Origin of the sequence: Campylobacter blaseri (assembly GCF_013201895.1) — a bacterium.
Taxonomy (GTDB): Bacteria; Campylobacterota; Campylobacteria; order Campylobacterales; family Campylobacteraceae; genus Campylobacter_B; species Campylobacter_B blaseri.
Window position 1 is genome coordinate 1,164,873 of sequence record NZ_CP053841.1, and the last position, 25,320, is coordinate 1,190,192.

The following is a 25,320-nucleotide window of genomic DNA, read 5'->3' on the forward strand; positions in this document are numbered from 1 at the left end:
ATGACAAAGTAATAATCTCAAAATAATAAGATAAAAAACCTAAAATGACAAAGTGAAAGTTTTAGAATAGCTTGTGATTTAAGAGATATGCTAGGCTGTGAAAGTTATAAAATTTTAAACATTTGATAAAATGCATTAGGTTATTTTGAGAATTTATTTTGTTATCTTAAATTTATTTTGTTGTTTTAAATTTGCTTTGTTATCCTTAACGAATGTAAAGGATTTAACTTTTAATTTATGTTTAATTTTACTATTTGTTATTTTACTTGGATTTTTCGGTTAAAGCCTCAAAATGATAAAAGAACAATTTCAAAATGACAAGATAATAATCTCAAAATAATAAGATAAAAAATCTAAAATGACAAAGTGAAAGCTCTAAAATGATATAGTGAAAGTCTTAGAATGATAAAGAGTAAAAAGGATTTCTTCGTTACGCTTAAAATAATAAGATAAAAAATTTAGAATAACAAGGTAAAAAGCTATAAAAGAGATAAGAAATTATCTCTTTTATGCTTGAGTTTTTAATTAGAAGTGAAAGCCTACAGAAGCTGCCGCACCAACATTTTTTTGTGAATCATAAGAACCAGTTGCTTTAAATACCCATTTGCCATCATCTGACATCTTTGATATACCTATAGCAAAGGCTGATTCATCTTCATAGTAACCACCGCCCATACTAAACATACCTTTTCCAGGAATAGTTGACTGTGGCAAATTTCCTGCAGCAAATGCTGCTGCTATACCTGCGTTTGCGTTATCTTTAATTTTATTCATATCATTATAAACGCCTGCTATTTTGCTATTTAGTTGGTTAACATTAACAGCGTCAGTTCCCTTTCTACCAGGAGCAACATTGCTTATGGTTCTTTCATTACCCACACTACCAACTGATACGGTATTAGCTCTTCCATCATCTTTTGAGCCAGCCCCTAAAGCAACTGAATTGTTACCGCTTGCAACTGCACCATTACCTATAGCGGTTGAGTCTTTGCCACTTGATTGTGCATTTCCGCCTACAGCTACTGAGTTTTCACCTTCGCTTTTTGCTACGATGTTGTTTTCATTGCTAGGGTTAGCACTTACCCATTTAGTCCCACTAAGGCTTATATTGTCTATTGAATTTTTTAGTTCTTTTAACTGACTATAATTAACAGCATCTTTATCAGCAGTTCCTTTTGCTAGGTTTGTTATCTTTTTATCTCCCATATCTATGCCATTGTTATTTATAGTAGGTCCACCTGTTATCTCTAAAACATTAGAAACAACTTTATTAAATTCAGGATTTTTACTAGTGGACACAGTTATTTCTTGACCACTTAGTTTTAAATTTATATTATCGCCTGCTTTGTAACTTAAAGTTTGGCTAGGTGTTATAGTAGTCTTGTCACCACCTGTAATGCCTACATTTAATCCTGAATTTGCTTGAGATGAAGTGTTGCCATTTAAAACTAATGAGCCATCGTTATTAACTTTAGTATTTAAAATACCTGCAACACTACCAGCTAAATTCCCTACAAATTTATTTGTAGCATAAAGCTGAGAACCATTTATGGCGTCTGTTGAAGTAGCCGAAATTTGACCAGCTGCTACATGTTTGATTTGTCTTTCAAATCCTTCTTTTCCTACTGATACAACATAGCCTTTAAATTCTGCGTTTGTTGATTTATCATTTCCAGCAAATCCACCGCCAACTTCTGCAAAGTTAATTGTCTTATTGCCATATGTCACATTAGCATCTTTAACTATAACCCTTTGAGAATTTTTAAACATTCCATCTGAACCACTTCCTAAAATAACAGCACCACTCATACCCTTAGTAACATTTACATTGTTACCAAAGATAAATACATCTTTCATAGTAATTTTATCTTTGGTATTTTCTCCGTCAATGTGGTTATTGTTACCTATTGAGTATGAAGAATTAGCATTAATTATATTAGGGTCACCTATAGCACCTGAACCTTCGCCTTTAACTATATTTTCAAAGCCTAGAGCGATTGATTTTTTTCCTGTAACTTTTGAGCCAGTTCCTACAGAAATTGAGTTATTTGAATCTTTACTAACCATAGCTTTAAACCCTATCGCAATAGAACCAAAAGAGCCTGCACTTGAATCATTGTCATCGTTTTTGTTGATATCTATATTTTCTGGAGCAGTGCTACTGTTAACATGGAAAAATTTTGTTCCTTCGTTATTTATGTTTGTTATAGCGCTGATAAGATTTTCATTTTTAATAATATTTTGTTTGCTAGATGCATTTGTAGTTAAAGCAATTTTACCAGCTTCGCTTAATTTGCCATCTTTGTCAACATAAGATTCATTTTTATCATTTTTACCAATTAATATATCGTTGGTTATTGTAGTTATATTGCTAACATTTGATTTTATAGTAGTTAAGTCTCCAACGGTTGCAGCACTGTTAATAATTTCATTCTTTAAAGTAGTATCTGACATATTTTTAATGTCTTCTATACTTTTGCCATATTTTTCAAGAGCGCTTTTTATATTAGTAATAGTATTTCCACCATTATTTAAACCATTTTGCGTTAAAGATACAATTTTACTTTTATCATTATTATTTACAGGTGTGATTGCAATTCCATCAGTATTTATCATAATTTTACCCATAGCTATACCAGTGCCACTTAGTGTTGGACCACCAGTTATAGCTAGACTTTTTATATCTGTTAAAGTATCAGATAAAGTATAAGTTATATTACCATCATTAGTTGATGTAACTTTTAAGTTTTCATCACCTGCATTGAATTGAACTTTTCCACCAGCTATAATCTTACTTTCAATGCCATCTTTAGCTAATACACTAAACATACCTTTATCTTTATCTGTAAAGCCCTCAATTGCTTCGCTGTTTTCAGTAATCTTAGTAGTGTTTTTAGCAATGTCTTTAATATTTTTATCAATCTTAGTGTTTTGATCTTTATTAACTTCATCTAGAACAGTTAAAGCTTCCCCTACACTATTTTTATCAACACTACTATTATCTTTATTAGTTAATGTATATGTTGGAGCAGTAATTTTTCCATCAGTATCAACAGTTGCACCCCCACCTAAAGCAGTTGCAATAGAGCTATTGGCTGCATGAATTTGACCACCAGTTATAGCATCTGTTGAATTTTCTCCAATAGTTCCAGCTCCTAGGTTGGTAATCTTTTTATTATTCATAGCTATACCACTATTATCTATAACTATGTTGCCTTTAGTAGTTAAACTTGTTATATCTGTTAAAGTATCAGATAAAGTATAAGTTATATTACCATCATTAGTTGATGTAACTTTTAAGTTTTCATCACCTGCATTGAATTGAACTTTTCCACCAGCTATAATCTTACTTTCAATGCCATCTTTAGCTAATACACTAAACATACCTTTATCTTTATCTGTAAAGCCCTCAATTGCTTCGCTGTTTTCAGTAATCTTAGTAGTGTTTTTAGCAATGTCTTTAATATTTTTATCAATCTTAGTGTTTTGATCTTTATTAACTTCATCTAGAACAGTTAAAGCTTCCCCTACACTATTTTTATCAACACTACTATTATCTTTATTAGTTAATGTATATGTTGGAGCAGTAATTTTTCCATCAGTATCAACAGTTGCACCCCCACCTAAAGCAGTTGCAATAGAGCTATTGGCTGCATGAATTTGACCACCAGTTATAGCATCTGTTGAATTTTCTCCAATAGTTCCAGCTCCTAGGTTGGTAATCTTTTTATTATTCATAGCTATACCACTATTATCTATAACTATGTTGCCTTTAGTAGTTAAACTTGTTATATCTGTTAAAGTATCAGATAAAGTATAAGTTATATTACCATCATTAGTTGATGTAACTTTTAAGTTTTCATCACCTGCATTGAATTGAACTTTTCCACCAGCTATAATCTTACTTTCAATGCCATCTTTAGCTAATACACTAAACATACCTTTATCTTTATCTGTAAAGCCCTCAATTGCTTCGCTGTTTTCAGTAATCTTAGTAGTGTTTTTAGCAATGTCTTTAATATTTTTATCAATCTTAGTGTTTTGATCTTTATTAACTTCATCTAGAACAGTTAAAGCTTCCCCTACACTATTTTTATCAACACTACTATTATCTTTATTAGTTAATGTATATGTTGGAGCAGTAATTTTTCCATCAGTATCAACAGTTGCACCCCCACCTAAAGCAGTTGCAATAGAGCTATTGGCTGCATGAATTTGACCACCAGTTATAGCATCTGTTGAATTTTCTCCAATAGTTCCAGCTCCTAGGTTGGTAATCTTTTTATTATTCATAGCTATACCACTATTATCTATAACTATGTTGCCTTTAGTAGTTAAACTTGTTATATCTGTTAAAGTATCAGATAAAGTATAAGTTATATTACCATCATTAGTTGATGTAACTTTTAAGTTTTCATCACCTGCATTGAATTGAACTTTTCCACCAGCTATAATCTTACTTTCAATGCCATCTTTAGCTAATACACTAAACATACCTTTATCTTTATCTGTAAAGCCCTCAATTGCTTCGCTGTTTTCAGTAATCTTAGTAGTGTTTTTAGCAATGTCTTTAATATTTTTATCAATCTTAGTGTTTTGATCTTTATTAACTTCATCTAGAACAGTTAAAGCTTCCCCTACACTATTTTTATCAACACTACTATTATCTTTATTAGTTAATGTATATGTTGGAGCAGTAATTTTTCCATCAGTATCAACAGTTGCACCCCCACCTAAAGCAGTTGCAATAGAGCTATTGGCTGCATGAATTTGACCACCAGTTATAGCATCTGTTGAATTTTCTCCAATAGTTCCAGCTCCTAGGTTGGTAATCTTTTTATTATTCATAGCTATACCACTATTATCTATAACTATGTTGCCTTTAGTAGTTAAACTTGTTATATCTGTTAAAGTATCAGATAAAGTATAAGTTATATTACCATCATTAGTTGATGTAACTTTTAAGTTTTCATCACCTGCATTGAATTGAACTTTTCCACCAGCTATAATCTTACTTTCAATGCCATCTTTAGCTAATACACTAAACATACCTTTATCTTTATCTGTAAAGCCCTCAATTGCTTCGCTGTTTTCAGTAATCTTAGTAGTGTTTTTAGCAATGTCTTTAATATTTTTATCAATCTTAGTGTTTTGATCTTTATTAACTTCATCTAGAACAGTTAAAGCTTCCCCTACACTATTTTTATCAACACTACTATTATCTTTATTAGTTAATGTATATGTTGGAGCAGTAATTTTTCCATCAGTATCAACAGTTGCACCCCCACCTAAAGCAGTTGCAATAGAGCTATTGGCTGCATGAATTTGACCACCAGTTATAGCATCTGTTGAATTTTCTCCAATAGTTCCAGCTCCTAGGTTGGTAATCTTTTTATTATTCATAGCTATACCACTATTATCTATAACTATGTTGCCTTTAGTAGTTAAACTTGTTATATCTGTTAAAGTATCAGATAAAGTATAAGTTATATTACCATCATTAGTTGATGTAACTTTTAAGTTTTCATCACCTGCATTGAATTGAACTTTTCCACCAGCTATAATCTTACTTTCAATGCCATCTTTAGCTAATACACTAAACATACCTTTATCTTTATCTGTAAAGCCCTCAATTGCTTCGCTGTTTTCAGTAATCTTAGTAGTGTTTTTAGCAATGTCTTTAATATTTTTATCAATCTTAGTGTTTTGATCTTTATTAACTTCATCTAGAACAGTTAAAGCTTCCCCTACACTATTTTTATCAACACTACTATTATCTTTATTAGTTAATGTATATGTTGGAGCAGTAATTTTTCCATCAGTATCAACAGTTGCACCCCCACCTAAAGCAGTTGCAATAGAGCTATTGGCTGCATGAATTTGACCACCAGTTATAGCATCTGTTGAATTTTCTCCAATAGTTCCAGCTCCTAGGTTGGTAATCTTTTTATTATTCATAGCTATACCACTATTATCTATAACTATGTTGCCTTTAGTAGTTAAACTTGTTATATCTGTTAAAGTATCAGATAAAGTATAAGTTATATTACCATCATTAGTTGATGTAACTTTTAAGTTTTCATCACCTGCATTGAATTGAACTTTTCCACCAGCTATAATCTTACTTTCAATGCCATCTTTAGCTAATACACTAAACATACCTTTATCTTTATCTGTAAAGCCCTCAATTGCTTCGCTGTTTTCAGTAATCTTAGTAGTGTTTTTAGCAATGTCTTTAATATTTTTATCAATCTTAGTGTTTTGATCTTTATTAACTTCATCTAGAACAGTTAAAGCTTCCCCTACACTATTTTTATCAACACTACTATTATCTTTATTAGTTAATGTATATGTTGGAGCAGTAATTTTTCCATCAGTATCAACAGTTGCACCCCCACCTAAAGCAGTTGCAATAGAGCTATTGGCTGCATGAATTTGACCACCAGTTATAGCATCTGTTGAATTTTCTCCAATAGTTCCAGCTCCTAGGTTGGTAATCTTTTTATTATTCATAGCTATACCACTATTATCTATAACTATGTTGCCTTTAGTAGTTAAACTTGTTATATCTGTTAAAGTATCAGATAAAGTATAAGTTATATTACCATCATTAGTTGATGTAACTTTTAAGTTTTCATCACCTGCATTGAATTGAACTTTTCCACCAGCTATAATCTTACTTTCAATGCCATCTTTAGCTAATACACTAAACATACCTTTATCTTTATCTGTAAAGCCCTCAATTGCTTCGCTGTTTTCAGTAATCTTAGTAGTGTTTTTAGCAATGTCTTTAATATTTTTATCAATCTTAGTGTTTTGATCTTTATTAACTTCATCTAGAACAGTTAAAGCTTCCCCTACACTATTTTTATCAACACTACTATTATCTTTATTAGTTAATGTATATGTTGGAGCAGTAATTTTTCCATCAGTATCAACAGTTGCACCCCCACCTAAAGCAGTTGCAATAGAGCTATTGGCTGCATGAATTTGACCACCAGTTATAGCATCTGTTGAATTTTCTCCAATAGTTCCAGCTCCTAGGTTGGTAATCTTTTTATTATTCATAGCTATACCACTATTATCTATAACTATGTTGCCTTTAGTAGTTAAACTTGTTATATCTGTTAAAGTATCAGATAAAGTATAAGTTATATTACCATCATTAGTTGATGTAACTTTTAAGTTTTCATCACCTGCATTGAATTGAACTTTTCCACCAGCTATAATCTTACTTTCAATGCCATCTTTAGCTAATACACTAAACATACCTTTATCTTTATCTGTAAAGCCCTCAATTGCTTCGCTGTTTTCAGTAATCTTAGTAGTGTTTTTAGCAATGTCTTTAATATTTTTATCAATCTTAGTGTTTTGATCTTTATTAACTTCATCTAGAACAGTTAAAGCTTCCCCTACACTATTTTTATCAACACTACTATTATCTTTATTAGTTAATGTATATGTTGGAGCAGTAATTTTTCCATCAGTATCAACAGTTGCACCCCCACCTAAAGCAGTTGCAATAGAGCTATTGGCTGCATGAATTTGACCACCAGTTATAGCATCTGTTGAATTTTCTCCAATAGTTCCAGCTCCTAGGTTGGTAATCTTTTTATTATTCATAGCTATACCACTATTATCTATAACTATGTTGCCTTTAGTAGTTAAACTTGTTATATCTGTTAAAGTATCAGATAAAGTATAAGTTATATTACCATCATTAGTTGATGTAACTTTTAAGTTTTCATCACCTGCATTGAATTGAACTTTTCCACCAGCTATAATCTTACTTTCAATGCCATCTTTAGCTAATACACTAAACATACCTTTATCTTTATCTGTAAAGCCCTCAATTGCTTCGCTGTTTTCAGTAATCTTAGTAGTGTTTTTAGCAATGTCTTTAATATTTTTATCAATCTTAGTGTTTTGATCTTTATTAACTTCATCTAGAACAGTTAAAGCTTCCCCTACACTATTTTTATCAACACTACTATTATCTTTATTAGTTAATGTATATGTTGGAGCAGTAATTTTTCCATCAGTATCAACAGTTGCACCCCCACCTAAAGCAGTTGCAATAGAGCTATTGGCTGCATGAATTTGACCACCAGTTATAGCATCTGTTGAATTTTCTCCAATAGTTCCAGCTCCTAGGTTGGTAATCTTTTTATTATTCATAGCTATACCACTATTATCTATAACTATGTTGCCTTTAGTAGTTAAACTTGTTATATCTGTTAAAGTATCAGATAAAGTATAAGTTATATTACCATCATTAGTTGATGTAACTTTTAAGTTTTCATCACCTGCATTGAATTGAACTTTTCCACCAGCTATAATCTTACTTTCAATGCCATCTTTAGCTAATACACTAAACATACCTTTATCTTTATCTGTAAAGCCCTCAATTGCTTCGCTGTTTTCAGTAATCTTAGTAGTGTTTTTAGCAATGTCTTTAATATTTTTATCAATCTTAGTGTTTTGATCTTTATTAACTTCATCTAGAACAGTTAAAGCTTCCCCTACACTATTTTTATCAACACTACTATTATCTTTATTAGTTAATGTATATGTTGGAGCAGTAATTTTTCCATCAGTATCAACAGTTGCACCCCCACCTAAAGCAGTTGCAATAGAGCTATTGGCTGCATGAATTTGACCACCAGTTATAGCATCTGTTGAATTTTCTCCAATAGTTCCAGCTCCTAGGTTGGTAATCTTTTTATTATTCATAGCTATACCACTATTATCTATAACTATGTTGCCTTTAGTAGTTAAACTTGTTATATCTGTTAAAGTATCAGATAAAGTATAAGTTATATTACCATCATTAGTTGATGTAACTTTTAAGTTTTCATCACCTGCATTGAATTGAACTTTTCCACCAGCTATAATCTTACTTTCAATGCCATCTTTAGCTAATACACTAAACATACCTTTATCTTTATCTGTAAAGCCCTCAATTGCTTCGCTGTTTTCAGTAATCTTAGTAGTGTTTTTAGCAATGTCTTTAATATTTTTATCAATCTTAGTGTTTTGATCTTTATTAACTTCATCTAGAACAGTTAAAGCTTCCCCTACACTATTTTTATCAACACTACTATTATCTTTATTAGTTAATGTATATGTTGGAGCAGTAATTTTTCCATCAGTATCAACAGTTGCACCCCCACCTAAAGCAGTTGCAATAGAGCTATTGGCTGCATGAATTTGACCACCAGTTATAGCATCTGTTGAATTTTCTCCAATAGTTCCAGCTCCTAGGTTGGTAATCTTTTTATTATTCATAGCTATACCACTATTATCTATAACTATGTTGCCTTTAGTAGTTAAACTTGTTATATCTGTTAAAGTATCAGATAAAGTATAAGTTATATTACCATCATTAGTTGATGTAACTTTTAAGTTTTCATCACCTGCATTGAATTGAACTTTTCCACCAGCTATAATCTTACTTTCAATGCCATCTTTAGCTAATACACTAAACATACCTTTATCTTTATCTGTAAAGCCCTCAATTGCTTCGCTGTTTTCAGTAATCTTAGTAGTGTTTTTAGCAATGTCTTTAATATTTTTATCAATCTTAGTGTTTTGATCTTTATTAACTTCATCTAGAACAGTTAAAGCTTCCCCTACACTATTTTTATCAACACTACTATTATCTTTATTAGTTAATGTATATGTTGGAGCAGTAATTTTTCCATCAGTATCAACAGTTGCACCCCCACCTAAAGCAGTTGCAATAGAGCTATTGGCTGCATGAATTTGACCACCAGTTATAGCATCTGTTGAATTTTCTCCAATAGTTCCAGCTCCTAGGTTGGTAATCTTTTTATTATTCATAGCTATACCACTATTATCTATAACTATGTTGCCTTTAGTAGTTAAACTTGTTATATCTGTTAAAGTATCAGATAAAGTATAAGTTATATTACCATCATTAGTTGATGTAACTTTTAAGTTTTCATCACCTGCATTGAATTGAACTTTTCCACCAGCTATAATCTTACTTTCAATGCCATCTTTAGCTAATACACTAAACATACCTTTATCTTTATCTGTAAAGCCCTCAATTGCTTCGCTGTTTTCAGTAATCTTAGTAGTGTTTTTAGCAATGTCTTTAATATTTTTATCAATCTTAGTGTTTTGATCTTTATTAACTTCATCTAGAACAGTTAAAGCTTCCCCTACACTATTTTTATCAACACTACTATTATCTTTATTAGTTAATGTATATGTTGGAGCAGTAATTTTTCCATCAGTATCAACAGTTGCACCCCCACCTAAAGCAGTTGCAATAGAGCTATTGGCTGCATGAATTTGACCACCAGTTATAGCATCTGTTGAATTTTCTCCAATAGTTCCAGCTCCTAGGTTGGTAATCTTTTTATTATTCATAGCTATACCACTATTATCTATAACTATGTTGCCTTTAGTAGTTAAACTTGTTATATCTGTTAAAGTATCAGATAAAGTATAAGTTATATTACCATCATTAGTTGATGTAACTTTTAAGTTTTCATCACCTGCATTGAATTGAACTTTTCCACCAGCTATAATCTTACTTTCAATGCCATCTTTAGCTAATACACTAAACATACCTTTATCTTTATCTGTAAAGCCCTCAATTGCTTCGCTGTTTTCAGTAATCTTAGTAGTGTTTTTAGCAATGTCTTTAATATTTTTATCAATCTTAGTGTTTTGATCTTTATTAACTTCATCTAGAACAGTTAAAGCTTCCCCTACACTATTTTTATCAACACTACTATTATCTTTATTAGTTAATGTATATGTTGGAGCAGTAATTTTTCCATCAGTATCAACAGTTGCACCCCCACCTAAAGCAGTTGCAATAGAGCTATTGGCTGCATGAATTTGACCACCAGTTATAGCATCTGTTGAATTTTCTCCAATAGTTCCAGCTCCTAGGTTGGTAATCTTTTTATTATTCATAGCTATACCACTATTATCTATAACTATGTTGCCTTTAGTAGTTAAACTTGTTATATCTGTTAAAGTATCAGATAAAGTATAAGTTATATTACCATCATTAGTTGATGTAACTTTTAAGTTTTCATCACCTGCATTGAATTGAACTTTTCCACCAGCTATAATCTTACTTTCAATGCCATCTTTAGCTAATACACTAAACATACCTTTATCTTTATCTGTAAAGCCCTCAATTGCTTCGCTGTTTTCAGTAATCTTAGTAGTGTTTTTAGCAATGTCTTTAATATTTTTATCAATCTTAGTGTTTTGATCTTTATTAACTTCATCTAGAACAGTTAAAGCTTCCCCTACACTATTTTTATCAACACTACTATTATCTTTATTAGTTAATGTATATGTTGGAGCAGTAATTTTTCCATCAGTATCAACAGTTGCACCCCCACCTAAAGCAGTTGCAATAGAGCTATTGGCTGCATGAATTTGACCACCAGTTATAGCATCTGTTGAATTTTCTCCAATAGTTCCAGCTCCTAGGTTGGTAAGTTTGATAGGATTTTTAGTATCACCAGTAGAATCGGCTAAAGATACAACGATATTACCTTTATCAATGGTTGTTCCACCTATGCCGTCTTTTGTTGTGCTATAACTCCCATCTTCCTGTTTGTAAACTTTGTTACCATTTTTATCTGTGTAAACCAATGGATTGTCTGCTGATGTTCCGCTCAAACCTTCTAAAAGTTTATTTTTATCTATATCTATTTTAAATGAATGATTACCATCTTGGCTAGTTATCGTTGAGACTTTAGTGAAGTTTCCATCTGTGATTTTTATGGTGTCGCCTAACTTAACAGTTGTTTTTTCATTTTCGTTAGTTTGAAGTCCGATGCCTGTGTTTATAACTTTTTTAAGTTGGCTAAGATTTACAGCTTCATCATCTTTTATCGCATCTGCAACATTTCCTAGTCTAATAGGTGAGTTGTGATCACCATTTTTACCTACTAGATTTAGTCTCATACTATCATTAGTAGATGGGTTGATTTGATTTAATTTTTGGTTCAACTTAAAATCATATTGGTCAGATATAACAGCCTTATTAAATGCTATATCTCCTCCTCCATTTGCGGCTTCTCCAAAAGAACCATTTGCACCTTTAGGTTCTCCTTCTTCATCTACTTTAAAATCACTAAATTTATCTAGTTGATGAAATTTACCTCTGTCTGTAATAAACAGAGGTTCTCCATCCCCATTTCCTCCATTTATAAAATACAATTTATCTTTTTTTATTATTTGCCTTAGTTTTTCTTCTGTATATTTGTCTTTATATTTATTTATAAAAGCTTTGCCTGCATCTGAAGCTAAAAATTCTTTACCAGTTTTTAAATTGCTAGCATATGTGGAAACAGGCATATAAACTTTTCCACCTTGCAAATCACCTTTTGGAGCCGTTCCTGATACCCAATAATAATCACCTTTACCAGTTACTTTTGCGATTTCTCTTACCCCATCTTTTTTTATTTCTTCAATGGAAAGGTATTTATTATCTCTCCCTGCAATTCCAAGACTTGAAGATCCTCCATAACCGCTACCATGATATCCTTTTTCTCTATATATTAAACCGCTAGGATCGTCAGTTTTTTCAATTTCAATATTTTTATCACCATCTATTACAAATAATTTACCGTTTTCTTCTTTTAAGGTAACACTATGGTCATTGCCTGTTGGTATTCCAGAAAGATTTACATATTGTGCTGTATATTGGTTGTTTTTTAACTTATCTAATTCCTCTTGAGTGTAGTATCTAGTGTCTTCACCTGTTCCTTTTGGCACGATAACATTGGAAGGATTCCCATCACTATCCACATAAACAACATTAGTTGTATTTGTATCTGCTGCTAATAATGGAATTTGCAAACTCACTGCTAAAAGTGCTGCTACTGCCACAGCCGAAAGTTGTTTAAATTTAAGTAGTACTGAACTACCGCTTGTTTGTATGCTTATGCTTTTCTTACTCATCTTAGAGCGACAGCTTGAATTTTCAGCCACTGCTACCCATCCAACGCCCTCTTTGTATATATGTCTGTAAGCTTTGTTCATAACTTTATGCCTTTCTTTGTTGATATATTTATACTTAATTTATTTGATTAATCTATCTATTCTATAGCTAAAATTATAATAAATATAAATTCATCTGCCATTATAGCAAAATTTTATTAAATTTAACACTAATTTATTACTATTTGTATATAAATTTTAAAATTTTATTAAATAATTTATAAAAATATTTAAAATATTATATTAAGATTTACAGTATGCTTTATGGTTTTATATAGACTGTTTGGTTTTAAAAAATGTTATAATTTATGAAATTTAAAAGGATGTTTTTGTATGAAAAAGATATTTTTGATTTTATTATCTGTGGTTGCTTTTTAGATAGCATACGCAAAAGATAGCTCCAAAATAACTAAAATTGAAACCTGCGAAGATTATATAAAAATCATAGATGAGAGTTGTCAAAAAACAACGCTTCTTCTTGTCATGGTCTTGCTGTTGCTTTTTATAATGGCTCTATTATAAACAAAGATTTAAATGCTGCTTTTGTTCTTTTCAACAAAGCTTGCAAAGCTAGGCTTTAAAGAGAGTTGTTTCAATGTTGGAGTTATGAGTGAAAATGGCGAAGGTGTAAAAGAAGATGAGTTTTTGGCATTTGATATGTATAAGCTTACTTGCACTAAAAACAAAAAAGGTAAATATATAGATAGTATAGGTTGTGCAAATTTAGCTTTTCTATATATAGATGGAAGGGGTATCAAACAAGAGATTAAAAAGGGTATAGAAATTTTAGAAAATAGTTGCAAAAAAGCTGTTTTAGAAAATTGCAATATCTTAGCCAAAATTTACCAAACAAATTATCTAGGTATCAAAGATGATAACAACACAACTAAACTCTTAAATTTTGCTTGAGACAAATCAAACTCTAGCTCATGTCTGCTTCTAGGTAATTATCTTATAAATAACGAAAACAGTTTAGTTAAAAAAGATTCACTAAAATATTTTGAAAAAGCTTGTGACTTAAATGTAAGTCAGTCTTGCTTGGACTTAGGCATGCTATATACAGACTCTAATATAGTGGAGCAAAACCTAACAAAAGCAAAAGAGTTTTTTGGTAAGGCTTGTGAGCTAAGAGAGAGAAAAGGTTGTCAAAGCTATAAAGTACTAAATCAAAGCGGATACTAAGATAGAAGTGAAAATTTGTAGAGCCTAGACCTAGTGCAACTAAATTTTTAGTTAATGGCTTTTGTGTCACTTTGTATCATAAATGAATTTTCACTGTGCTTATCCTATATTTAATTATCAGTTTGTTATAATTAAAATAAAAATTATGGATAAAATTTGAAAGAAAAAAAAGAGTATTTAAAAGAGCAAATTATCACATATCTAGGAAACAAAAGATCTTTACTTGGGTTTATAGATGAGGGGTTTATGTATGCGAAAAGCGAGCTTAAAAAAGATAAATTTAGCTTTTGTGATCTTTTTTCTGGCTCGGGTGTAGTTTCTAGATATGCTAAAGCACATTCTAACTACATAATAACAAATGATTTGGAGTTGTATTCAAAGATAATCAACGAATGTTATCTAAGCAACAAAAGCTCAAATTTAACTAAAGAACTTAAAAACATCTATAAGTTAGTAAACAATATAGAAGTTTTAAAAGATGGCTTTATAAATGAACTTTATGCACCAAAAGATGACAATAATATAAAAGAGAATGATAGGGTTTTTTATACAAATAAAAATGCTAAAATAATTGACACCATAAGACAAAACATAGATGAGTACTGCCCTAAAGAACTAAAACAATACTTTATAGCCCCACTACTTTACGAAGCAAGTGTTCATGCAAATACAAGCGGTATATTTAAAGGTTTTTATAAAAACAAAAATGGCGTTGGTCAGTTTGGCGGGGAGGGAAGAAATGCACTTAGTAGGATAATGGGTGAGATAGAGCTAGCTTTGCCTGTATTTAGCAAATTTAAGTGCGAATTTGAGGTTTTGCAAGAAGATGCGAATGTCCTTTCAAAAGATATAGATACTGATGTTTGTTATATAGACCCTCCATATAATCAGCACCCTTATGGCTCAAACTACTTTATGTTAAATTTAATAGCTTCATATAAAAGACCTGAAAAAATTTCAAAAGTTTCTGGCATTGCTAAAGACTGGAATAGAAGCGTTTTTAACCAAAGAAAAAGTGCAAAAGAGGCGCTTTTAGAGATAGTAAATAGTGTAAAATCCAAAATAGTACTAATCTCTTATAATTGCGAAGGGTTTGTAAAAAAAGATGAATTTTTGAATGATTTATCAAAATTTGGTGAAGCACATATAATAGAAAAAAGATACAATACTTTTAGAGGAAGTAGAAATTTAAAGTCTAGAAATACCCATGTAAATGAACAACTTTATATACTAAAAAAGAGAACTTAATGGATAAAAATATAACATTAACAAGGCTTTTTATTCCGATTTATCTTACTATGCTTTTAAACTTAGCAACCCTTGTCATAAACACATATATGATAAGTTTAGTTGACCCTCGTTTAGTTGGGGCTTTGGCTGCTGGACATCAAGTTTTTATACTTTTTTTAAATGTTTTTAATCTTTTAGGGGTTGGTTGCTCTGTTGTAATATCTCAAGCACTTGGTGCTAAAAACAACAAACTCGCTATAAGGGCTATTCATATAAGCATATCTCTTAATTTTTTAATTGGTTTGATTTGTGGGATTATCGTATTTATTTTTGCTAGAAATATTTTAAATTTAATGCAAATTCCAACTGAAATTTCAGATGAAAGCTATGTCTATCTTAGGATTATTAGTATAATTTTCTTTATAGATGGTGTAGCTATAATACTAGCTACCGTAGCTAGGGTTTATGGTTTTGCAAACTATGCATTAATGGCGTCTTTGCTTATGAATGTAGTTATAATCATAGGAAACATCTTATCTTTATTTGAGCCTTTTGGACTGCCTTACTACGGACTTATGGGGGTTGGTATATCAACTATAGCGGGTAAAATTATAGGTGTTGCGTTTTACTTTATAATATTGATAAAAATTATGAAGATACCTATAATATTTAAGCTATTTGTAAATGCTAAAATCTATATCGCAAAGAAGATATTAAAAGTTGGACTACCTAGCGCTGGTGAAAATTTACTTTGGAGTTTGCAATACTTAGTAGCTTTTAGCTTTGTTGCTAGTATGGGTGAAGACAGCTTAGCAGTTCAAACAATATACTTTCAATTTTCATCTTTTATCTTTTTTGCTGCTATAGCGTTAGGTCTTTCTAATCAAGTTATAGTAGCTAGATTTGTTGGAGCAAGTGAAAATGAACAAGCCTATAATCACACTTTTAAAACTGCTAAAATAGGGTTTATATCAACATTTTTATTTGTCGGTGGGGTTTTTGTTTGTCAAGATTTTTTGATGAATCTAATGAACTTAACTGAAAATATGAAAACTCTAATGAGACCACTTTTTTATGTATCTTTCTTTCTTGAGTTTAGTAGAACTTTAAATATCGTTATGGTAAATGCTTTAAAAGCAAGTGGGGATGTTAAATTTCCGTTTGTTACAGGTGCGGCTTCAATGTGGTTAATTTCAATACCGCTTGGATATTTGTTAGGAATCACTTTAGGATATGGGATAATAGGTATTTGGATAGCTTTTGTAATAGATGAAACAATAAGAGGTTTAATTAATATGTTTAGATGGATAAGTAGAAAATGGATAGGGAAAAAGCTAGTTTAGCTAGTAAAATATTTTGGGTAAAATATTATGACTTCATATCAAAACTAGGTATACTTCATGATAAAAAGGAGATTTAATGCATCAAAAAAACCTTAAAAATCTAGTATTTTTAAACTTTGTATTTTATGCTTTAGTTATATTATTTAATATTTTTGCTTATGTAGGTTTTTTAAACAATATAGAATTTCAAGGTATTATAAACAAATACCCTACCCTCATAACTCCTATAAATTTTACATTTAGCATTTGGATACCTATATATATACTGCTTTTGTTGACATTAGTCTATTTGTATAAAAATCAATATAATTCATATAAAAAAACACTAATTAAACCTATTTCGATACTATTTATAATAAGCTCTTTGTTTAATATAGCATGGATAATCTCATTTATATTTGAGAGATTTTGGATAGCCCTTTTAATGATAGCTGGGTTACTAACTATGCTTATGTTTATTTTAGATGAAATTTACAAAAAAAGATCTGCTCTTAATTTTTTTTCTTTAGCAGTTTTTACTATTTACGCCTCTTGGATACTTATGCTAACTATCATAACTGCAACGATATTTGCTGCTCAACAAAATTGGGGAGGCCTTGGTGGTATACCTATCCCAATTTGGACTATTGTAGTAATTTTATCAACTACTGGTTTTGCTGTGTTTTATATGTTTTATTATAAAAATGCTCTGTTTTCATTTGGTATAATTTGGACATTTGTTGGAATATATTTATCATATAGTGCAGGAAAAATAAAAACTGATATGGGCTCATCTATAAAATTTACAATTTTTACCGCCATTATAATTTTAATCATTAGTATGATATATATTTTTCAAAAAAATAAAAAATCAATACTTCCAAAAAAGCATTATAGGGTCTAAATGCTACCAAATATTTTAAAATTTGAAGATTATGAGATAAACATAAAATATAAAAAGATGAAATATGCAAGGCTTAAAGTAGATAAAGAATCAAACATTTATCTATCTTTACCGCTTAGATTTCCTGACTATCAAGCTTTAAATTTCATTAAAAAAAACGAAACTTGGATACAAAAAACTATAACGAAGAATAAAAACAGAGCACTGCCAAAAGACAAAACATATTTAAAAGGTGTGATTTATACTCTAAAATTTGATGAAAATTTCAAAAGAGTAGAGGTTGCTAATGACACTATATTAGCTCCAAATTTGGAAATTTTTATGAAATTTAAAAAAGAATTTGCAAAAAAAGAATTCATGAAATTTATAGAAATTTATAAGCCCTTAGTTAAAAAAGATGTAAATAGAGTCGTTGTAAGAGATATGAAAACAAGATGGGGAAGTTGTAACTCAAAAAAGGGCTATATAAATTTGGCTCTAAAGCTTATAGAAAAAAGCCCTGATATTATAGAGTATGTAGTTCTTCACGAATTAACTCATCTAATCTACCCTCATCACCAAAAAAGTTTTTATGATTTTATAAAAAAGATAATGCCTGATTATAAAGATAGAGAAAAAAAGCTAAAATACTAGCCTTTTAATCTATAAATCTTTTTGTTAAATTACTATAACTATCTATCCTTCTATCTCGTAAAAATGGCCACCATCTACGAATATTTTCACATCTATCTAAATCAATTTCAACAATTTTAGTAAGTTCTTCTGTTTCATCTGAGCGAAACATTTGCTCTCCTTGTGGTCCAAAGACAAAGCTATTTCCCCAAAACCTTATCCCATCACTAACACCACTTTCATCTTTTTCAAACCCAACTCTATTTACAGCCACCACAGGCAAACCATTTGCCACGCTATGGCCTCTTTGAACTGCAACCCATGATTCTAGTTGGCGAGATTTTTCATCACTTTCGTCACCATCAAACCAGCCAATTGCAGTAGGATATATCAAAATTTCAGCCCCATTTAATGCCATTAATCTTGCAGCTTCAGGATACCACTGATCCCAGCACACCAAAACACCAAGCTTTCCAACACTTGTATCAATAGCTTTATAGCCTAAATCCCCAGGGGTAAAATAAAACTTCTCATAAAAGTTTGGATCGTCAGGAATGTGCATTTTTCTATATTTTCCAGCTATGCTTCCATCACTATCAAAAACAACTGCGGTATTGTGATAAAGTCCAGCTGTTCGCTTTTCAAATAGCGAAGTTACTAAAACTATTTTATTTTCCTTTGCTACATTTGCCCAAAATTTAATGTCTTCTTCATATGAATTTGCATAGTCAAATTTAGACACATCTTCGCTTTGGCAAAAATACTCACTTTGATGAAGTTCTTGAAGCACAACTAAACTAGCCCCATCTTTTGCTACTTTTTCAATGCCTTTAACGGTCGCTTTTATAGTATCTTCTTTACTGCCTTTATATGTGTGTGAAACAAGCCCTAGCTTTAATACTCTACTCATTTTTTCCCTTTTTATATATTTTCTATCTTTGAATCATCATATGGATCAAAATGTAAATTTATATCCCATTCGTATTGGTTATATTTTTCAGTTATATATTTTTCAACACTATCTCCAATCTCATGTGCATCAAATAGTAAAATATCTCTATCAAAAACTAGATGAATACTAAGATAACATTTATTTACACATTTTCTAGTTTTAAAATCGTGAAAATCTCGTATTTTACTATTGGAATTTATAAACTCTTTTATATCTAAAACTATATCTTCATCAACTGCACCATCAATTAGTATATATCCGCTCTCTTTTATAAGTCCCAAAGCTCCATACATTATATAAAGCCCTATTGCTATACCAAATATACTATCAACTATGTGCCAACCTGTAAAATACACTACAACAAGTCCTGCTATAATTGCTAAGTTTGAGAAAAAATCGCTCTTATAGTGTAAAATGTCAGTTTTTATAATGAGTGAGTTTGTTTTTTTATAAATTTTTGTAAGATATACTATGAGAAAACCTGTAACTATAAATGAAAAAATCATAACATATAAGGCTATATTTAGCTTAATAGGACCTTGTGGGTTTATAATTTTCATAGCACCTGAATATACTATAAAACTTCCAATCCCAGCTATAAAAAATCCTTCTAAAAAGGACATAATAGCTTCAAGTTTTGCATATCCGTAGTTAAATTTACCATCTGGCTCTTGATCTGATTTTGAAACCACTATATAGTTTGCAGCGGAAACTATGGCATCGAGTATAGAGTCAATTGCTGAGGCTATAACAGAAACCGAACCACTAAACAACCCTATAATTAGCTTGACAATAGCAAGCATAACAGCAGTTAAACCTGCTACAAATGGGGCTTTGTTTTTTATATCCATCATCTTTTTCCAAAAAATCTATTTTGAGTTGAGCAGTGAATTGAGCCATTTTGGCGTATTAAAACTCTTGAATCAACTCCAACTACATCATGATTTGGCAATGCTTTTTTAAGTCTATCTAAGACAATTTCATCATTTTTATCACCATATGTAGGTACTATCAATGCCCCGTTTACAAAAACAAAATTTGCATATGTAGCAGGAAGTCTTACATCATCATAAAATATAGGCTTTGGAATAGGTAAAGATATGAGATTAAACTTAGTTTGTTTTAGCTCATTTTCCATCTTTTTAAGCTCGTTATAGTGTTCATCTTCTTTATCTTCACAACTACTATATGCTATTGTTTGCTCATCTATAAATCTAGCTAATGTGTCTACATGGTTATCTGTGTCATCGCCTTTTATAAAGCCATTTTTAAGCCAAATTACATCTTTTATACCAAAAATATCTTTGAATATTTTATTAAAATCATCTTTTGTTAATCCATTTGTTCTATTTTCATTTAAAAGGCATTTTTGGGTAGTAAGCATAATGCCATTTCCGTTAAAGTCAATACTTCCACCCTCTAAAACTAGGTTATGTTTTACAACTTTTCCACTAAAATTTTTAAAAAGTTTGTCATTAACTTCGTTGTCTTTTTGGCTCTGAAATTTACCACCCCAAGCATTAAATTTAAAATCATTAGCAACTATCTTATCGCCCTTTAAAACATCAATAGCACCATAATCTCTTATCCAAGTATCATTTGTATCTATCTCATAAAATTCTACATTTTTAACATCTTTAAAGTATTTTTCAAAATCTTTTTTATTTGGTGAGATTAAAACTACTTTTTGATATTTTGCTATGATTTTAACTAAATTTACATAGTAATCTAAAATTTCATCTAAATACTCAGCCCAATCGCTATTTTTATGTGGAAGTGCTAAAAATATAAGCTCTTGTTTTTCCCACTCTCCAAATGTTCTCATCTTATCCCCTGTCTTATAATTTTCAATTATATCAAACAAATTATCTCTCTTGCAAGATATAGAAGTTTTCTAAAATTTCATTATATGTTTTTTCTAACTCTAAATTTATGGAGCTTTTAAACTCATCTTTATTTTGCATGATCTCTTCATAAATACTTTTTTCATATTCATCTCTGTTTATAAACTCATCGCCCTTTGCAAAAGCATAATCAAACCCAAACCAAGTAGCCACTGCAAAAGCAGGAACACAGACAAAAGCCCCTGCTCCACAAACTAAACCACTTCCACCAGCACCGCTTGAAGTTGCTATCTTTGCTCCTGTTTTTGCTGCTGTCTTGCTAGCTGTTTTTAAAAGTGTCTTACCGACCAACCCAACACCTAACCCTGCTACGCTAAACCCACTTATTTTTACCCTATTTAAATTTCTACTATCGATATTTGTAAAATTAGTGTCAAAAGCAACAACTGCAGTATTAGGAATATTTCTATCAACATCTTTATATAAATCTTTTTCAAATTTCCCTATGCCTATTTTTACTAAATTTTCTAAATTATTTATAAAATTTTTATCAAAACTCTCATCTACAAATTTTTTAAATTTATCATAAACATACTCATTTGCACCTTTTCCAACTGCACTATGCCAAAGAACCATATAATCAACAAAAGGCGAATATCTAAAATCGGCAAGTTTTTTAGATAAATTTTTAGCACCTACTTCATAAATATCATCTATATACTTATCTGTAACAGCTTTTGCATTGTCTAAATTTTTAGATTTTGTTATGTTGATATCATTTTTTAAAACATCTAAACTTGAAGCATTTATATCAAATTTCATACCATTGTTTATGATTATTTTAAATACTTTTTCAACTTGTGTTTCTTTTTTCTTAGGCTCATAGACCTCATCATAGCTAAGATAGCTAGCTCCAAGAAAAACAAAAACGACATAAGCCAAAACAGCTATCGTATTTAAAAAATACCCAAATCCATTTTTGCTTTCATCACTACTTAAAATAAAAGATATTAGATGATTTAAAGCTATAAAAAATATGAATTTATTCATAAACAAAAGAAAAATTGCAATGAATTTATAATCTTGCAAAAAAGCATTTTTAAACCATAAAGCAGAGTTATTTGCATAAAAAGAGTAAGCATAAGCCTCATTTAAAATATCACATTTGAAATTTGAAACAGGTTCAGATATCCTTAAATATTCAAAAAAATTATTATCTATAATTTCTACATCAAAATCATTAAAAAATAAAATTGCATACATAGCACAAGAGATAAAAGATGATAAAATAATAATCCATTTTTTTGATGTTATATCTATATGCTTAAACTCTTTTTTGAAGTATCTTAAAATAGTAAATTTAGTTAGTAAAAATATAGATGGCAAGGCTAAAAATATAAAAAGAAAATCAATTTTGGTTAAAAAAAGTAGTCCAAATATCAAATATCCAGCATAAAATAAAGATATAAAAACGGATATAAAACTAATTGTAAGTTTACCTGAAAATAGCCTTTTAAATATACTTGAATTTGCAAAAAATGCACTATTAAAAACAATTCTATAGCCATATTTATATGAAAAAATTTCAAGAAAAATTACAAGTGTAAAAAGTATAAAAAATAAAATAATATTAAAGCAATAAAAATCTTGTATAAATATAAAAAATAAAGCTAAAAATACTACTATAAAAATACTAAATACACTTTTTAACATCAATATTTAACCGTTAAAAGTTGACTCTTCAACAGGCTCAAAACTATGATCCACGAATCTAGTAAATTGTTTTTGAAACACTACCTCAACACTTCCTAGTGAGCCGTTTCTGTTTTTACCTACTATAATCTCAGCTTTTTCTTCGCTTGCATGTGGTGTAAATTTTGGAACATAAGAAGCTGGATCTTTTCCTTCATTTATCCATCTTTCTCTTCTTTCATCCTCTTCTTGTGCGGCATAAACATCACCCCTATAAACAAACAAAATAATATCGGCATCTTGCTCTATCGCCCCACTCTCTCTTAGATCACTTAACATTGGTCTTTTGTTTGACCTTGCTTCTAAGCCACGATTAAGCTGTGAAAGAGCAATTATAGGCATATTAAGCTCCCTTGCTAAAAGCTTTAATCCGCGAGAAATTTCAGCTATTTGAAGATGTCTTTCACTAAAACTACTACTACTCATCATAAGCCCAATATAGTCAATAACACATAAATTTATCTCTTCGTGTTTAGCTTTTAATTTTCTAAGATGTGTTCTAATTTGATGTATATTTACATAGTTACTATCATAAAAAAATAGTTTTTTGTTCATCATATCTTCGCAAGCATCACCAAATCTAGTAAACTCATCATCATCCATTTTTGCTGTAAGTATGTTTGATAAAGGAATTGAAGTATTTGCACTTAAAATACGCATCATAAGATGGCTTGCTGGCATTTCTAAAGAGAAAAATACAACTCCTTTTCCTACGTTTAAAGTTCTTTGAATAGCATTTAAAACAAAAGCAGTTTTTCCCATACCAGGACGAGCTGCAACTATTATAAGCTCTCCCTCTTTAAAGCCTTTTGTATGCTCATTTAGATATCTAAAGCCTGTATCAAGCCCAACTAAGTCTTTATCTACCGCTTCTTTTTGCTTTTTCATCTCAAGCATAAGCTCATGAATAACTTCATCACTTTTTTTAACTACTCCGCCTTTTTTACCATCAACTAAGGCATAAAGTTTAGAGCTAATATCATCAACCATATCTTTAGCTGGCTGAAATTCATTTACTTTACTTGGAATTTTATGCGCTATGCTTATAAGTGATCTTCTTATACTTTTTTCTTTTAGCTCATTTGCATACTTTTCTATGTCTATTAGTGAATTTGTGGCTATTATCTCATTAAATACAGGTTCATTATAGTTTTTGCCAAGTCTTTTTTTTACAAAGGTAAAATCAATCGGTTCATCACTATTAACGCACTCAAGCATAGCTTTAAAAACATCACTATGTGCCTTCAAATAAAAATCATTTGCGTCTATAAGTCCGTAAATTTCAGAAAAACTATCTTCACTATAAAATATAGAGCTTAAAATTGATCTTTCCATATCAAGATCATATAAATTTGAAGGTATTGTGTTATTTGTTTCGCTCATACTCTGCAACCTCCTCATCAAGTTCTTTTAAAAATCTTTCAACTAATTCACTCTCTTTTAATTTTGCCACAACTTCACCCTTTCTCATAACAAGGCCTTGCTCTTTTCCAAATGCAATAGCCACATCAGCACCCTTTGCTTCGCCTATTGCATTTACAACACACCCCATAACAGAAACATTTAAAGGAGCTGTTATATGTCTGGTTCGCTCTTCTACAAGTTTTACAGCTTTTACTAAATTGCTTTGAAGTCTACCACATGTTGGACAAGATATGATATTTAATCCACTCTTTTGAACTCCACTATCTTGTAAAATTGCCTTTGCAACCTTAATTTCTTCTTCAAGTTCTCCTGTTATACTAACCCTCATTGTATCGCCAATACCTTCAAGCAAAAGTCCGCCAAGTGCAATAGAGCTTTTTACAGTAGCATGAAAAACAGTTCCAGCCTCAGTAACTCCTAAATGAAAAGGATACTCGCACATTGGACGAAGTTCTCTGTAAGCTTGCATAGTTGTTGCAACATCACTACTTTTTAATGAGATTGCAATATCTGTAAAATCAAAATCCTCTAAAAGCTTATAATTATACTCAGCAGAAGCTAGCATGGCTTTTACGGTTCTACCATATTTTTCTTCAAATTCTTTTTCCAAACTTCCTGTATTTACACCAATTCTAATAGGTAAATTTCTATCTTTACAAGCCTCAACAACTGCTTTTATCCTATCTTTTCCACCTATATTTCCTGGATTTATTCTAATTGCGTCAACAAAAGGAGCAACTCTTAAAGCATGTTTATAGTTAAAATGTATATCAGCTATGATTGGAATTGGACTCTCTTTTTTAATCTCTTTTAAAGCAGCCGCGTCTTCAACATCTAAAACCGCACAACGAACCAAGTCTCCACCTGCAAAATATACTCTATTTATCTGTTCCAATGTCTCTTTTACATTTTTTGTTTTTGAAAATGTCATAGATTGCACTGAAATTGGAGCATCTCCACCAACCCCAACATCTCCAACAAATAGTTTTTTAGTTTTATACCTATGCATTATTTTCCTTTGGTATTTTTAATAATTATACAAAAAAGTAGTTTAATTTAGTGTAATTTGGGTCTCTAGACTAATATAATTAAAAT

Annotated in this window: 14 protein-coding genes; 7 read left to right on the forward strand and 7 right to left on the reverse strand. The window is 30.5% G+C overall.

All coding sequences use genetic code 11. The features are described 5' to 3' along the window. Positions 1–525 precede the first annotated feature (525 nt). Entirely contained in the window at positions 526–13,044 is a 12,519-nt protein-coding gene (locus tag CBLAS_RS05915) for a YadA-like family protein (protein WP_172658190.1), read from the reverse strand. Between the two features lie 413 nt (positions 13,045–13,457). Here CBLAS_RS05915 and CBLAS_RS05920 point away from each other — a divergent pair, with 413 nt between their 5' ends. The 7 genes from CBLAS_RS05920 to CBLAS_RS05950 all read left to right on the forward strand — a co-directional run bounded on the left by CBLAS_RS05920 (position 13,458) and on the right by CBLAS_RS05950 (position 18,273). Then, entirely contained in the window at positions 13,458–13,583 is a 126-nt protein-coding gene (locus CBLAS_RS05920) for an SEL1-like repeat protein (RefSeq protein WP_162296618.1), read from the forward strand. Continuing rightward, positions 13,537–13,911, forward strand: a complete 375-nt coding sequence (locus CBLAS_RS05925; protein WP_106871825.1) for a tetratricopeptide repeat protein — start codon at positions 13,537–13,539, stop codon at positions 13,909–13,911. The genes CBLAS_RS05920 and CBLAS_RS05925 overlap by 47 nt, the downstream gene beginning before the upstream one ends. 129 nt (positions 13,912–14,040) lie before the next feature. Next, the gene (locus tag CBLAS_RS05930; protein WP_338152845.1) at positions 14,041–14,184 is read left to right on the forward strand and encodes a Sel1 repeat protein; all 144 of its coding nucleotides are present in this window, start codon (positions 14,041–14,043) and stop codon (positions 14,182–14,184) included. 156 nt (positions 14,185–14,340) lie between these two features. Then, complete coding sequence (locus CBLAS_RS05935) at positions 14,341–15,432, forward strand: DNA adenine methylase (RefSeq protein ID WP_106871829.1); 1,092 nt, start codon at positions 14,341–14,343, stop codon at positions 15,430–15,432. Further along, positions 15,432–16,757: an MATE family efflux transporter gene (locus CBLAS_RS05940; protein WP_106871831.1), complete on the forward strand. Its 1,326-nt coding sequence runs from the start codon at positions 15,432–15,434 to the stop codon at positions 16,755–16,757. Before CBLAS_RS05935 ends, CBLAS_RS05940 begins: the two co-directional genes overlap by 1 nt. Positions 16,758–16,833: 76 nt before the next feature. Then, positions 16,834–17,640, forward strand: a complete 807-nt coding sequence (locus CBLAS_RS05945; protein WP_106871833.1) for a tryptophan-rich sensory protein — start codon at positions 16,834–16,836, stop codon at positions 17,638–17,640. Beyond that, positions 17,641–18,273, forward strand: coding sequence for a M48 family metallopeptidase (locus CBLAS_RS05950; protein WP_106871835.1), 633 nt, complete (start codon positions 17,641–17,643; stop codon positions 18,271–18,273). Between the two features lie 4 nt (positions 18,274–18,277). Here CBLAS_RS05950 and CBLAS_RS05955 read toward each other — a convergent pair whose 3' ends face one another. The 6 genes from CBLAS_RS05955 to ispG are packed head-to-tail and all read right to left on the reverse strand — an operon-like array spanning position 18,278 to position 25,234. Beyond that, positions 18,278–19,162, reverse strand: a complete 885-nt coding sequence (locus CBLAS_RS05955) for a carbon-nitrogen hydrolase (RefSeq protein WP_106871837.1) — start codon at positions 19,160–19,162, stop codon at positions 18,278–18,280. An 11-nt stretch (positions 19,163–19,173) separates the two neighbouring features. Continuing rightward, a complete protein-coding gene (locus CBLAS_RS05960; protein WP_106871839.1) occupies positions 19,174–20,058 on the reverse strand; it encodes a cation diffusion facilitator family transporter in 885 nt (294 codons plus the stop codon). Continuing rightward, entirely contained in the window at positions 20,055–21,029 is a 975-nt protein-coding gene (locus CBLAS_RS05965; RefSeq protein ID WP_106871841.1) for an agmatine deiminase family protein, read from the reverse strand. Before CBLAS_RS05965 ends, CBLAS_RS05960 begins: the two co-directional genes overlap by 4 nt. A gap of 40 nt (positions 21,030–21,069) precedes the next feature. Next, the gene (locus CBLAS_RS05970; protein WP_106871843.1) at positions 21,070–22,761 is read right to left on the reverse strand and encodes a hypothetical protein; all 1,692 of its coding nucleotides are present in this window, start codon (positions 22,759–22,761) and stop codon (positions 21,070–21,072) included. A gap of 6 nt (positions 22,762–22,767) precedes the next feature. Then, a complete protein-coding gene (locus tag CBLAS_RS05975) occupies positions 22,768–24,162 on the reverse strand; it encodes a replicative DNA helicase (RefSeq protein ID WP_420912997.1) in 1,395 nt (464 codons plus the stop codon). A 4-nt stretch (positions 24,163–24,166) separates the two neighbouring features. Then, positions 24,167–25,234 carry a flavodoxin-dependent (E)-4-hydroxy-3-methylbut-2-enyl-diphosphate synthase gene (gene ispG, locus CBLAS_RS05980; RefSeq protein ID WP_106871847.1) on the reverse strand — a complete coding sequence of 356 codons (1,068 nt, stop codon included), beginning with the start codon at positions 25,232–25,234 and terminating at the stop codon, positions 24,167–24,169. Between the last annotated feature and the right edge of the window lie 86 nt (positions 25,235–25,320).

What these genes read in the sequence shown, in the direction of transcription:
- ispG (WP_106871847.1), bottom strand. Translation starts at nt 25,234, where the DNA reads ATGCATAGGTATAAAACTAAAAAACTATTTGTTGGAGATGTTGGGGTT.
- CBLAS_RS05950 (WP_106871835.1), top strand. Translation starts at nt 17,641, where the DNA reads ATGCTACCAAATATTTTAAAATTTGAAGATTATGAGATAAACATAAAA.
- CBLAS_RS05960 (WP_106871839.1), bottom strand. Translation starts at nt 20,058, where the DNA reads ATGATGGATATAAAAAACAAAGCCCCATTTGTAGCAGGTTTAACTGCT.
- CBLAS_RS05940 (WP_106871831.1), top strand. Translation starts at nt 15,432, where the DNA reads ATGGATAAAAATATAACATTAACAAGGCTTTTTATTCCGATTTATCTT.
- CBLAS_RS05915 (WP_172658190.1), bottom strand. Translation starts at nt 13,044, where the DNA reads ATGAACAAAGCTTACAGACATATATACAAAGAGGGCGTTGGATGGGTA.
- CBLAS_RS05925 (WP_106871825.1), top strand. Translation starts at nt 13,537, where the DNA reads ATGCTGCTTTTGTTCTTTTCAACAAAGCTTGCAAAGCTAGGCTTTAAA.
- CBLAS_RS05955 (WP_106871837.1), bottom strand. Translation starts at nt 19,162, where the DNA reads ATGAGTAGAGTATTAAAGCTAGGGCTTGTTTCACACACATATAAAGGC.
- CBLAS_RS05970 (WP_106871843.1), bottom strand. Translation starts at nt 22,761, where the DNA reads ATGTTAAAAAGTGTATTTAGTATTTTTATAGTAGTATTTTTAGCTTTA.
- CBLAS_RS05965 (WP_106871841.1), bottom strand. Translation starts at nt 21,029, where the DNA reads ATGAGAACATTTGGAGAGTGGGAAAAACAAGAGCTTATATTTTTAGCA.
- CBLAS_RS05945 (WP_106871833.1), top strand. Translation starts at nt 16,834, where the DNA reads ATGCATCAAAAAAACCTTAAAAATCTAGTATTTTTAAACTTTGTATTT.